The organism is Bacillus paramobilis (assembly GCF_038096195.1).
Taxonomy (GTDB): Bacteria; Bacillota; Bacilli; order Bacillales; family Bacillaceae_G; genus Bacillus_A; species Bacillus_A mobilis.
Genome location: NZ_CP151108.1, coordinates 1342503 through 1354916 on the forward strand (window position 1 = coordinate 1342503; position 12414 = coordinate 1354916).

The following is a 12414-nucleotide window of genomic DNA, read 5'->3' on the forward strand; positions in this document are numbered from 1 at the left end:
GTAGGGATTGTAAACTTTCGTAAAAATTAACAGAATTTATTGATAATTTAGTAAATTTAAAATATAATCCAAGTATGAACTTGTCACAAAGGGGGAAGGAAATATGGAAACGAGGCAACAATGGGGAACGAGGGCTGGATTTATTTTCGCAGCGGTCGGCTCTGCCGTTGGATTAGGAAACATATGGCGTTTTCCTTATACAGCGTATGAAAATGGAGGAGGCGCATTCTTTTTACCGTACTTATTCGCATTATTAACGACTGGTATTTCATTATTGGCGTTTGAATTTGCTCTTGGGCATCGTCACCGTGGTTCAGCGCCACTTACGTTCTTCCGTATTCATCCGCGTGCTGAATTCATTGGATGGTGGCAAATGTGTGTAACGTTTATCGTTTCAACATATTATGCAGTAATTATTGCTTGGTCTATTTCATATACGTACTTTGCAATTACTGGAGCATGGGGGAAAGACACGCAATCATTTTTATTTAAAGAGTACTTACATGTTGCAGATAAGCCAGGGCAGTTTGGGGGGCTTGTGCCGGAAGTATTAATTCCATTAGCTCTCGTTTGGATTATTGTGCTTGGTGTTGCATTCAAAGGAGTTAAAAAAGGAATTGAAGTGGTTAATCGCATTTTCATCCCTTTACTAGTTGTTATGTTCCTTATTATCGTAGTTCGTGCAGTGACGATGGAGGGTGCGATGCAAGGATTAGATGCATTCTTCAAACCAGATTGGAGTCGTATTTTTGATGGAAAGGTATGGCTTGCTGCTTATGGTCAAATTTTCTTTAGCTTATCTTTAGCATTTGGAATTATGATTACGTATTCTAGTTATTTACCGAAAAACTCAGATACAACAAATAATGCCTTTATTACTGGTTTTGCAAACTCAGGATTTGAATTGTTAGCAGGAATTGGAGTCTTTGCAGCTCTTGGATTTATGGCAAACAATATGGGAGTACCAGTTGATAAAGTAGCAAGTGCTGGTGTAGGACTTGCATTCGTAGTATTCCCGCAAATTATTAATGAATTACCGATGTCACCGTTATTTGGCGTATTATTTTTCTTATCATTAACGGTTGCCGGAATTACATCTCTCATTTCGCTTGCGGAAGTATGTTTTGCGGCCGTATCTGAAAAGTTCAGCTTAAGCCGCCAAAAAACAATTGGAATTATGGGGACGCTTCTCGTACTAGTTTCTCTTGTTTTTGCAACACGTGGCGGGCTTATGTTCCTAGATGTTGTTGATTATTTCGCTAATAACTTCGGATTAATTTCAATTGCATTAGCAGAAGTAGTTACGATAGGACTCATTTTACGCCGTTTACCAGTTTATCAAAATCACGCAAATTTCGTATCTGATATTAAGTTAGGGACATTTTGGAGAGTGAGTTTACTCGTTATTACCCCGCTTATGCTAGGGTACATGTTAATTGATGGTACAATCCAAAATATTAAAAAGAACTACGGAGATTATCCAACGGAGTTTGTCGTAACATATGGTTGGTCAATTGCAGCAGCGTTCCTTATCGTTGCACTAATCATTAGTATAAAGAAATGGAATGCACAAATACATTCAGATTCTGCTAAGCTTGAAAAAGAATGGAAAGATCGGGGTGTTTCATAATGAGCGGATCAGCGATTATGATGATGGTTATTGGTATGGTAGTCATTTGGGGAGGACTCGCATTAAGTATTGCAAATTTATTTAAGAAAAAGGCATAAACTAAAAAACATCTGTACCGAAACGGTACAGATGTTTTTTTATGAAAAAATTGTATTAGAAAAAAATTCAATAACCATACTACAACTACGAGGAAGAGTGAAGAGGTGAATGGAAATTGGAACAAACAATTTATATTAAAATGCGTAATCGATTAAAAGTTTCGCCTACATATGAAGTGAAACTGGGTGATGTTGCTCAACTTGCGGGAGATGCTCTGGTAGTTCAGTCGTTACAAGATGAGGTAGTTTACAAAATAACAGCGCATGATAAGACGCATGTCGTAATTGATGTGATGAAAATTATTGAGATTATTAGGCAAAAAGCGGCTCATATACAAATTAATTTACTCGGTTCTGGACAAACTCTTGTTGAAATTATATATGAAAAAAAGAAAGTACATCCAATTTTCTTCGGGCTAGTATGGTTGTTACTTTTCATTGGAGCGGCCCTTGCCATCATTTATTTCCATGAAGATGTGAGCATGCAACAAGTGCATCAACGGTTATATTACATGATTACGGGAGAATTTAAGGCGCAACCACTTTTATTTCAAATTCCTTATTCATTAGGTCTTGGGTTAGGTATGGTCTTATTTTTTAATCATGTATTTCAAAAGCGAATTAATGAAGAGCCGAGTCCGTTAGAAGTAGAGATGTTCCAATATCAGCAGTCACTTGACCAATATGTAATTGTTCATGAAAACAAGGACAATATGAAACAACTTGCCGATGATTGAGTTTGGTCTTGTTATTTTAATTGGTTTAGCGGGAGGTATTGCAGTAGGTAGCGGGTATGTCGCATTTTTAGCTGTACTTGGTATAATCCCTCGTCTAGCTCAATTAACGAGAAGTGGAAAGCACATTCAATATTTTGAGTGGGCAGTTATTGCAGGTACGTTAACAGGGGCTTGGTGTAGCTTGAAAAACATTACATTTCAAACATCGCAATACTGGCTTGTTATATTAGGTATATTTTGTGGCACATTCGTTGGAATGCTTGCAGCCGCATTAACAGAAGTGTTAAATGTTTTACCTATTTTAGCGAAACGGGTAGGGGTAGAAGGGAAAATTGTTGTTTTACTCGTTGCTCTTGTACTTGGGAAAGTAATAGGCTCGTTGTTTCACTGGATTTATTTCGTAAAGTAGGAGGCAATATATAAATGACAGGGCGAAAACTAAAGGATGATTACATAAATAAGGTGAAGGAGTACCATCCGAAACCAAATTATTTCATAAATTGTGTTAAGGCATTTCTTGTAGGTGGACTCATTTGTACTGTCGGAGAAGTATTGATGAAATTTTATATACATTATTTTCATTTCAGTGAACAAGAGGCAGGAAATCCGACAGTTGCAACGCTTGTATTGTTATCGGCGATTTTAACAGGTTGTGGTGTATATGATAAAATCGGTCAATTTGCTGGAGCGGGATCGGCAGTACCTGTTACGGGATTTGCGAATTCTATGGCGAGCGCTGCGCTAGAACATAAGAGTGAAGGAATTGTGCTTGGGGTTGCTACAAATATGTTTAAGCTGGCGGGAAGTGTTATCGTTTTTGGGGTCGTTGGGGCATACATTATTGGGTTAATAAGATATACATTTAACATTTTAATGTCTTAAAGGAGGGGCTAGTATGAGGTTGACTGGAAAACAAACGTGGGTATTTCAAAATGATATTTATGTGAATGCAACCGGTACTGCTGTCGGTCCGAAAGAAGCTGAAGGCCCTCTTGGAAAGGATTTTGATATTTCATACGATGATTTACATTGCGGAGAGGAAAACTGGGAACTTGCGGAACGAAGATTAATGTCAGATTCAATTCAGCAAGTTGTGCAAAAGGGAAATGTAAAAACATCACAAATTGATTTCTTTTTAGCGGGTGATTTATTAAATCAAACAGTGACAGCCAATTATGTTGCGCGTAAGTGGGGAATTCCCTTTTTAGGGATGTTTAGCGCTTGTGCGACCTCGATGGAGACTTTAGCAGTTGGTTCAGCCTTTATAGACGGTGGATTCGCAAATCGTGTTTTAGCGACGGTAAGTAGTCATAATGCAACGGCTGAAAGACAGTTTCGTTATCCAACAGAGTATGGGGGACAAAAACCAGGAACGGCAAACTCCACTGTTACAGGTGCTGGATCCATATTAATTAGTAAAGAAAAAAGTGCCATTAAAATTACGGCAGCTACGATTGGAAAAGTGCAAGATTTAGGAATTGCGAATCCTTTAGATATGGGATCGGCGATGGCGCCGGCTGCTGCTCATACAATTCAACAACATTTTGAAGATTTGAAGAGAAGCGCAGCAGATTATGATTTGATTGTTACCGGTGATTTATCAGCTGTTGGGACACCAATTGCGAAACAGCTTTTACTGGAAGAAGGTTATGATATTGGGCATATATATAATGATTGCGGATTAATGATCTATGATTCTGGTCAAGAAGAAGTATTTGCAGGTGGTAGTGGCTGTGCTTGTTCGGCTGTTGTCACATATGGTCATTTATTAAGCGAGATGCAAAAAGGGAATTTACAACGAATTTTTGTCGTTGCTACTGGTGCGTTATTAAGTCCGATGATGATGCAGCAGAAAGAAACCATTCCAACAATTGCACATGGTGTTGTATTTGAGAGAGTGAAGGGAGAGTGAATTGTGGATTTTATATATGCATTTCTTGTAGGAGGCGCTATTTGTGTAATTGGACAAGTATTGTTAGATTTCGCAAAGTTAACACCAGCTCATTTAATGGCTACCTTTGTAGTACTAGGGGCAGTTTTAGATGGATTCGGATTGTACGATAAGCTTATAAAGTTTGCTGGTGCTGGGGCGACAGTTCCTATTACAAGTTTTGGACATTCCCTATTACACGGGGCAATGCATGCGGCAGAAAAACACGGATATATAGGGATTGGTATGGGTATGTTTAGTTTAACGTCTGCAGGCATTTCTGCAGCGATATTATTTTCATTTTTTGTAGCACTTATATGTAAACCGAAAGGATAAATCAAATGAGACGAAGGGTTGTTTTGGTCACAGATGGAGATGAATATGCAAAGCGAGCAATTGAGCTTTTAACGAAGGAATTTGGGGGAAGGTGTATTTCAGCATCACAAAGTAATCCAACCAAATTGACAGGGAAGAAAGTTGTTGAGCTTATTATGCAAACGCCATATGACCCTGTATTTGTCATGTTTGATGACAGTGGATTTATTGGAGAAGGATCTGGTGAAAAGGCTTTAAAATATGTAGCCACACATAAACAAATTGATGTACTGGGGATTTTGGCAGTAGCGTCTAATACACATCATTGGGAATGGGCACGTGTAGATGTAAGTGTAGATCGAAACGGGAATTTAACCGAATACGGTGTTGATAAATTTGGACTTCCAGATGGTGAAATTGGCAGAATTAGCGGCGATACAATTTATTGTTTAGATGATCTGAATGTTCCTGTCATTGTGGGAGTTGGTGATATTGGTAAGATGTGTGGCAATGACGAATGGGAGAGAGGATCACCAATTACTAAAAAAGCAATTCAATTAATTTTGGAAAGGAGTGGATTTTATGACGAAGCCTAAAAAAGTGAATATCCCTATTTCATCTTTTTTGAGTGATAATGAAAATTATTTAAAGCAAACAGTTGGACTAGGGGTTACATATGATGTTGGCATACGTAAATTTCAAATTTTAAATAAAGAAATTGGTGTGTTGTTTGTAAATGGACTTTGTGATACGAATTATATTATCCCTATTTTAGAAGAAGCGGTAGATACAAATGAAATAAGGGATGTAGAAGAAGATACAGTGAAGCTTTTAGAAAATCGTTTAATTCATCAACAAGTAAGTAAAGTGAAAACGATGGACGAGGTAATGCTCCAAGTATTATCAGGACTCATCATTATATTTGTGGAAGGTGAAACGGAAGCGTTCGCAATAGATGTTCGTAGTTATCCGGGCCGGACGCCGACAGAACCAGATACAGAAAAGGTAGTACGTGGTGCAAGGGATGGATTTGTTGAAAATATCGTTGTAAATACAGCGTTAATCCGTAGAAGGATACGTGACCCGCGTCTTCGAAATGAAATGATTAGAGTAGGAGATAGATCGCAAACGGATATTTGTATTACATATGTACAAGATGTTGCAAATCCGGATTTAGTTAAGATTATAAAACAAGAATTAAATAACATCGATGTCGATGGAATTACGATGGCGGATAAAACAGTGGAAGAATTTGTTGTAAAGCAAAGCTATAATCCATTCCCACTTATTCGGTATACAGAAAGACCGGATGTAGCGGCGAATCATTTATTAGAAGGACATGTGTTAGTACTAGTTGATACATCACCGAGTGCTATGATTACTCCAACAACATATTTCCACCATTTACAGCATGCGGAAGAGTTTAGACAAAATCCAGCTGTCGGTACATTTTTACGTTGGGTACGCTTTTTAGGTGTCTTATTCTCCTTATTTTTACTACCATTTTGGTTAGTGTTTGTATTTGATCCAACTCTTTTACCAGAAAACCTTGCTTTCATTGGACCGACTAAGATGACACATTTACCAATTCTATTACAGGTGTTGATGGCCGAAATCGGACTTGAGTTTTTAAGGATGGCAGCCATTCATACGCCAACGCCGTTATCTTCTGCTGCAGGGTTAATTTCCGCCATATTAATTGGTCAAATAGCAATCGATGTAGGTTTGTTTGTACCAGAAGTTATTTTGTATGTAGCAGTTTCTATGATCGGTGCATATGCAACACCGAGTTATGAATTAGGATTAGGAAATAAAGTTGGAAAATTGTTTGTTATTATTTTAACAGGTCTCTTCCATGAGATGGGATTTGTAATTGGTATGACGATATTGATTTTATTTTTAACGTCTATAAAAAGTTTACAAACGCCTTATTTATGGCCGTTTTTACCATTTGATTGGGGTGCATTAACAAAAATTCTACTTCGCCCGACGATGTCTAGTTTAAAAGTACGACCAAGTATTGTAAGACCTCAAAATGTAAAAAGACAAAAATAAACGGGATTATACACCCGTTTATTTTTTTAGCAAAAATTTATTGTTTTTTAACAAAAATCAAACATTTTTTGTGTACACTTAGAGTAGATATTGTGTATGGAAGGGGAAGAGGACATGATTAAATTATTTGTAAGTGATTTAGATGATACGCTCGTTTACAATGTGAATCATATGCAAAAAGAAGATGAACGTGCACTTTGTTGGTTAGCTGAAAAAGGGACAAATATTTGTTTTGCCTCTGGCCGCTTTACTCATCGAATTGATGAAGTTGTCAATAGGTTTGCATTCCCGTATTACACAACGAGTTTAAATGGAGCGACGATGTTACTGCCGGATGGACAAATATTTCATGAATCAAGTTTTGAAGATGGGATTGCCCAGGAAATATATCGATATATCCAGAAAAAGGGACTAGCAGATATTGTTTGTGCAAATGAGCAACGGTATACAAAAAGAAAGAATGAACATCATCACACTTTTGAAACGTATATGGGCGTGCATATTGCTGAGATAGAAGCATTAGAAGAGGAATTTGGTAAGACTGTACATCCTGCGAAATTGTTTGTTTTTGGGGAAGAAGAGACAATTGCAGCATTAGATCAAGAGTTACGAGATACATTTCAGAGCGAAGCAGAAGTTTTTATGTCTGGTAAACGCTATGTTGACATTATGCCAAGGGGAGTAAATAAAGGAAGTGCTTTAAGGCGATTAATGGAACATTTACAAATTGAAGCAAATGAAGTTGCATGCATTGGAGATTCTTTCAATGATATTTCTATGTTTGAAGTAACCCCGCATTCATTTACTCTCCATCATGCTCATCCATATGTGAAGGAGAAGGCAAATCATATTGTTCGTTCGGTTGAAGAAGCTGTTATGAAATTGCCGTTACTTGTATAAAAAAGAAGCTCGTCACTGACGAGCTTCTCTTTACTTGAATAATGATTTAACAAAATCAATGATACTTGAGAAGAAATCTTTAACTTTATCTAGGAAACCTTGCCCTTCTTCAGATCCTAAAAAGGCAGAAACGTGTTCTTTTGCTTTATTTAACTGACTGCCAACTTGATTCCAATCGATATTAAGATTTTTCATTTTATCAAATAGCGCAACTAAGTTATCTAACTGTTCATCCGTTAATGTAATACCAAGTTGATCCGCAATTTTTTTTATTAATGAACGTAAATCTTCAGTCGTTTTTGGCTGTTCTTTGGCAATTTCTTCTTTAATTTTTGCAACAAGTTGAACTGCTTTTTCTTCACCAATTTTATCGCCGAGCTGGGCTGTTTGCACCATTTCTTCATTGGCTACTTTTTTTACTTCCTCAGGAATTGCTTTGTTCGATGTTGTTTCGTAGGCTTTCATTAAACCGGTTAAAGCAGCAGTTCCTGAAACTTTAAATGGTGCAGTAATTTGAATTTCTGCATCTTTCACACCTGCTGTAATAAGTGCGTTTGTGTACATTGCATCTGTTATCGAATTAATGTTTTTTGAACGTACAATGAGACCAGATCCTGGCTTTGTGTATGTAATCATAGAAGAGGAAATTGCTCTCGTACCAATTTGCGCTTTTGGAACAATCCCTTCTAGAAATTTATGTTCTTCCGCATTAGACACAGTAATGATTGTAGCATCTTTTGGTGCTTTCATTTCTTTTAACAGATCTTGTTTTTGTTGTTCAGACAAGTTTTCTCCTAGTGTAACAATTGATTCTCCTTCGATGATGTCTGCAAACGAAGCTGTTGGCATCATAAATACCGTTACAGCTAATAGCAGAGCTAGTAATTTCGTTTTCACGAAAAATCGCTCCCTTTCTCTTTCTAAAATTTTCGGGCAACACAGTTATTATAGTATATATTTCTTATTTGTCACCTAGCTTTTTCCACATTTCAAAAAAGAAGTATGTAGATTGTCGGATTCTTTTTGTTTCTAGTCATGAATGTGGTAATATAGTGCTGAGATAGTTGAAAGGAGACATATACATATGAAAACTTTAGGATACATATTAATGGAAAATGGTGAAAAAATCGATTTAGAATTTTTCCCAGAAGAGGCACCAAAAACAGTAGAAAACTTTAAAAAACTAGCAGAGCAAGGATTTTATGATGGTGTGACATTCCACCGCGTTATTCCTGGCTTCGTAAGCCAAGGTGGAGATCCAACAGGAACAGGTGCAGGTGGCCCAGGTTACTCTATCCCATGTGAAACTGATGGAAATCCTCATAGACACCTTGTAGGATCACTTTCTATGGCTCATGCTGGCCGTAACACAGGCGGTAGCCAATTCTTTGTTGTTCATGAGCCACAACCGCATTTAGATGGTGTACATACTGTATTTGGTAAAGCAACAAGCGGTATTGAAACAGTATTAAACATGCGTCAAGGCGATGTAATGAAAGAAGTTAAAGTTTGGGAAGAATAAGTTAATGGGAAAAGAGAGCTATGGCTCTCTTTTTTGTTTTTTTTTTAATAGGAATGGGGATTTCGTTTGCGGTACATGATACAAGTAGTACTGTTATTGTAGTGAAAATATGGCGCTTATGAGAACAAAATTTTAACAAATTACATAGAATACATTAGGTTACATGTTTTAATAAATATTTTTTATTACATTCATTTCGCTAGAATTCATTTGCTCTCAGGTGATGGATATTGAAGTGATAATGAGTGGTGGATGTTTCTTTTCGCTTTCATATAACAACGTTTCACCTTCTATCTACTTAGAAAAAATAGTACTGAAACATATATTTGACTTTCTTCTTTTCGCTTTGTATGATTATCAAGTTGTTTTAAGCCCTTCTCACTCTGTTGAAAATATTGTAAAATGAATATGATATGAAAAGAGTGGTTGAGGGGATTAATAGTTTGTAACTTTTGTAAGAAGGGATAAGGGTTATGTTAATTCGTTTTAAAAAAAGTTATGAAAAGATTGCAATGGGGCTTCTTTCATTTATGCCAACGGAAAAAGATGTGAAAACATTACAATTGACTATGAAAGATTATGAAGCAAAGGATGATTGGCAATTGTATTTGTGGAAACAAAACGAAGATTTTGTTGGGATAATGGGGATTGTAAAAAAAGAGAATCAAGTTTTGGAAATTCAGCATTTGAGTGTGAACCCATCTCACCGTCATATGGGTATTGGGACGAAGATGGTACAAGAGTTAAAGAGCAAATTTCTTGAGTTTACAATTTGCGGAAATGAGCAGACAGCAAGTTTTTGCAAAAAGTGTAAAGGGCTTGAACAAAATATACATTCGTGAAAGCAGAGATAAGTAGTTTATTATCTCTGTTTTCTTTTTTGTAATTGTTCGTTTCGTTCAGTAATGACTTCTGTTCGATCACGTAATCTGTGCTTATGTACTATATATTCATTAGAAGAAGCATTCACGTCTTTCCAAGGGAGGTTTTGTTTCTGACATAATTCCATGCAATGCTTTTCTAATGCTGTATCTGATAATGGTAAAAATAACGGTGTGAAATTTTCTTCTTTCTGTATAGATTGCAATCTATCCTTGAGTAAGAATAGAAGTTGTGAGGCATTTATTCCTAAACGTAGTAAAGGTGCACTGTTTTTTTCTAAAATCGTTATGGCGCTTTTCATCATCTTTTCTGCGCCATTCCAGTTAGAGCGTCTTTGATGGTATAAAGAAACTGCAATTTGAATGAGACCAACTAAATAATGATCACGATCTCCTCTTGGTTTTTCTTTCCAATATTCTTCTAGTATTTCATGGCATTCAAAGTAATCATAATCTCCGTGAAAATGAATTAAAAATTGTATGTATTCGGTAGGATACATGTTCTTCACCCCTGTTTAACGGTTATAAATACAAGTGTATCATAGAAATATGAACAATAAACGACTAGGGAATTTTCCCTAGCCGTTATTGTTCATATTAGCAGAAGCAAGCTGCCCCTACAATAATCAGTAAAATAAACAATACAACAAGTAATGCGAACCCACCGCTAAAACCGCAATCAACGTGACCCATAGTTTTTTGACCTCCTACATTGTTCTTACTACACTGTTATCATATGAAGCGATGGGCATGATGATATAGGCATCGGTCTATTTTTAATTAAATTTCTTAAAAAGGTTGGATAGAACATGAGTATGCTCTATACTTATGTTGTTATAGAAAAAATGTGGTGGGATGCTTTGTGCAGTATAATTTTAAAGTAGAGGCTTTTGAAGGGCCTTTAGATTTATTGTTACATTTAATACATCGTTATGAAATTGACATATATAATATTCCTGTAGCGGAAATTACAGAGCAATATTTATCTTATGTTCATACGATGAAAGAACTACAATTAGATGTTGCAAGTGAGTATTTAGTAATGGCTGCGACTTTATTACAAATTAAAAGTAAAATGTTGTTGCCGAAACATGAAGAAGATGTACTTGATAACGGTGATGACTTTATAGATGATCCTCGTCAAGAATTGATGGAGAGGTTAATTGAATATAAGAAATATAAGCAAGTTGCTACTGAACTAAAAGAAAGAGAACTAGAAAGAGCACAGCTATATACACGTCCGCCAATTGATTTTACATCATTGCAACAAGAAGAGGAGACAAACTTACCTCTTGATGTTACGTTATATGATATGCTAGCGGCATTTCAAAAATTAATGCGCCGTAAAAAAGCAAAGAAACCTGTAACAACACGTATTACTCGTCAAGAGATACCAATTTCACAGCGCATGACTGATATTTTAAAGCAGTTAGAAATACAAGGTGGTCGTCAAAGTTTTTATGATTTGTTTGTTGATGATGAACGGGAAATAATGGTTGTAACATTTTTAGCGGTTCTTGAGCTTATGAAAAATCAACAAATTATAATTGAACAAGAACATAATTTTGATGAAATTTTCGTATCAAGCTCTACTAAATCTGCATAGAGTTAGTATGGTAAATGAGATAGAAATAGTTATATCTCATGCTAGGTTTGAATGTATCGTTTGGAACAAGAGAAAAAATATTGAACCGAACGCATGAAGTGTGATTCGGTTTTTTGATGTGTATTTTTATGGAGAAAATAGGAGGAAGGAGCTCGTAAAATGGATAGAGCAGAACAGAAATCAATCATTGAAGGGCTTTTATTTGTGTCTGGTGATGAAGGAATTTATCCAGAACAAATAGCGAAAGTCCTTGAAATTGAAGGAAATGAAGTAATCGATATTTTAGAAGAAATGCAAAAAGAATGTGAAGGTGCACACCGCGGTTTGCAAATTGTACAGTATGCAAAAGTATATCGTTTTGCTACAAAGAAAGAACATGCTTCGTACTATCAAAAATTAATAGATATCCCAACAGCTGCTTCACTCTCTCAGGCTGCTCTAGAAACGTTAGCGATTGTGGCATATCGTCAACCGATTACAAGGACTGAAATGGAAGAGATTAGAGGCGTAAAAACTGATAAGGCGTTACAAACGTTAGTTTCACACTTACTTATAAAAGAAATGGGAAGAGCAGAAGGGCCAGGGCGTCCCATTTTATATGGAACAACGAAAGAATTTTTGGATACATTTGGACTGAAAACATTAGATGATTTACCGGCACTTTCTGAAGAGAATGAACAAATGAATGAAGCAGATTTATTCTTTGGTTCTTTACAGGAGATATCGAAATAAAAGCTTAG

General features: G+C 36.3%; 18 protein-coding genes. 15 read left to right on the forward strand and 3 right to left on the reverse strand.

What is annotated here, in order from left to right; all coding sequences use genetic code 11:
• Positions 1 to 103 precede the first annotated feature (103 nt).
• The 10 genes from AABL52_RS07085 (at position 104) to AABL52_RS07130 (ending at position 7665) form a co-directional block, all read left to right on the forward strand.
• The gene (locus tag AABL52_RS07085) at positions 104 to 1630 is read left to right on the forward strand and encodes a sodium-dependent transporter (protein WP_341519105.1); all 1527 of its coding nucleotides are present in this window, start codon (positions 104 to 106) and stop codon (positions 1628 to 1630) included.
• Complete coding sequence (locus AABL52_RS07090) at positions 1630 to 1728, forward strand: methionine/alanine import family NSS transporter small subunit (RefSeq protein ID WP_000016829.1); 99 nt, start codon at positions 1630 to 1632, stop codon at positions 1726 to 1728. Before AABL52_RS07085 ends, AABL52_RS07090 begins: the two co-directional genes overlap by 1 nt.
• Before the next feature lie 140 nt (positions 1729 to 1868).
• The gene (spoVAA, locus tag AABL52_RS07095) at positions 1869 to 2465 is read left to right on the forward strand and encodes a stage V sporulation protein SpoVAA (protein ID WP_341519700.1); all 597 of its coding nucleotides are present in this window, start codon (positions 1869 to 1871) and stop codon (positions 2463 to 2465) included.
• Positions 2458 to 2874, forward strand: coding sequence for a stage V sporulation protein SpoVAB (spoVAB, locus tag AABL52_RS07100; protein WP_097843866.1), 417 nt, complete (start codon positions 2458 to 2460; stop codon positions 2872 to 2874). Before spoVAA ends, spoVAB begins: the two co-directional genes overlap by 8 nt.
• Positions 2875 to 2888: 14 nt before the next feature.
• Positions 2889 to 3347: a stage V sporulation protein AC gene (gene spoVAC / locus AABL52_RS07105; protein ID WP_000147729.1), complete on the forward strand. Its 459-nt coding sequence runs from the start codon at positions 2889 to 2891 to the stop codon at positions 3345 to 3347.
• 13 nt (positions 3348 to 3360) lie between these two features.
• Positions 3361 to 4377, forward strand: a complete 1017-nt coding sequence (spoVAD, locus tag AABL52_RS07110; RefSeq protein ID WP_098258871.1) for a stage V sporulation protein AD — start codon at positions 3361 to 3363, stop codon at positions 4375 to 4377.
• Positions 4378 to 4380: 3 nt separating this feature from the next.
• Entirely contained in the window at positions 4381 to 4731 is a 351-nt protein-coding gene (spoVAE, locus tag AABL52_RS07115) for a stage V sporulation protein AE (RefSeq protein WP_000345910.1), read from the forward strand.
• Between the two features lie 5 nt (positions 4732 to 4736).
• Positions 4737 to 5306, forward strand: a complete 570-nt coding sequence (locus AABL52_RS07120; RefSeq protein WP_073516360.1) for a stage V sporulation protein AE — start codon at positions 4737 to 4739, stop codon at positions 5304 to 5306.
• Positions 5293 to 6765: a spore germination protein SpoVAF gene (gene spoVAF / locus AABL52_RS07125; protein WP_341519106.1), complete on the forward strand. Its 1473-nt coding sequence runs from the start codon at positions 5293 to 5295 to the stop codon at positions 6763 to 6765. The genes AABL52_RS07120 and spoVAF overlap by 14 nt, the downstream gene beginning before the upstream one ends.
• A gap of 96 nt (positions 6766 to 6861) precedes the next feature.
• On the forward strand, positions 6862 to 7665 hold the full coding sequence (locus tag AABL52_RS07130; protein WP_141524212.1) for a Cof-type HAD-IIB family hydrolase: 804 nt from the start codon (positions 6862 to 6864) through the stop codon (positions 7663 to 7665).
• Positions 7666 to 7695: 30 nt separating this feature from the next.
• Here the strand turns inward: AABL52_RS07130 and AABL52_RS07135 are convergent, their stop codons facing one another.
• Positions 7696 to 8562, reverse strand: a complete 867-nt coding sequence (locus AABL52_RS07135; RefSeq protein WP_000850509.1) for a DUF1002 domain-containing protein — start codon at positions 8560 to 8562, stop codon at positions 7696 to 7698.
• 187 nt (positions 8563 to 8749) lie between these two features.
• On the opposite strand from AABL52_RS07135, the gene AABL52_RS07140 reads away from it, so the two are divergent.
• The 3 genes from AABL52_RS07140 to ribT all read left to right on the forward strand — a co-directional run bounded on the left by AABL52_RS07140 (position 8750) and on the right by ribT (position 10029).
• Positions 8750 to 9187 (forward strand): peptidylprolyl isomerase, encoded by a 438-nt coding sequence (locus tag AABL52_RS07140; protein WP_000853785.1) that lies wholly within the window; start codon positions 8750 to 8752, stop codon positions 9185 to 9187.
• 223 nt (positions 9188 to 9410) lie between these two features.
• Positions 9411 to 9593 (forward strand): hypothetical protein, encoded by a 183-nt coding sequence (locus AABL52_RS07145; protein ID WP_002072932.1) that lies wholly within the window; start codon positions 9411 to 9413, stop codon positions 9591 to 9593.
• 67 nt (positions 9594 to 9660) lie between these two features.
• Entirely contained in the window at positions 9661 to 10029 is a 369-nt protein-coding gene (ribT, locus tag AABL52_RS07150) for a GNAT family N-acetyltransferase RibT (protein ID WP_000908397.1), read from the forward strand.
• Positions 10030 to 10049: 20 nt separating this feature from the next.
• Here ribT and AABL52_RS07155 read toward each other — a convergent pair whose 3' ends face one another.
• Together AABL52_RS07155 and AABL52_RS07160 are read right to left on the reverse strand one after the other, a co-directional pair.
• Complete coding sequence (locus AABL52_RS07155) at positions 10050 to 10568, reverse strand: DUF309 domain-containing protein (protein ID WP_097843863.1); 519 nt, start codon at positions 10566 to 10568, stop codon at positions 10050 to 10052.
• A 97-nt stretch (positions 10569 to 10665) separates the two neighbouring features.
• Entirely contained in the window at positions 10666 to 10761 is a 96-nt protein-coding gene (locus AABL52_RS07160; protein ID WP_000510194.1) for a YjcZ family sporulation protein, read from the reverse strand.
• 169 nt (positions 10762 to 10930) lie between these two features.
• On the opposite strand from AABL52_RS07160, the gene scpA reads away from it, so the two are divergent.
• On the forward strand, positions 10931 to 11674 hold the full coding sequence (gene scpA / locus AABL52_RS07165; RefSeq protein ID WP_061679113.1) for a segregation/condensation protein A: 744 nt from the start codon (positions 10931 to 10933) through the stop codon (positions 11672 to 11674).
• Between the two features lie 159 nt (positions 11675 to 11833).
• The gene (gene scpB, locus AABL52_RS07170) at positions 11834 to 12406 is read left to right on the forward strand and encodes a segregation/condensation protein ScpB (protein ID WP_000373148.1); all 573 of its coding nucleotides are present in this window, start codon (positions 11834 to 11836) and stop codon (positions 12404 to 12406) included.
• Positions 12407 to 12414: the final 8 nt, after the last annotated feature.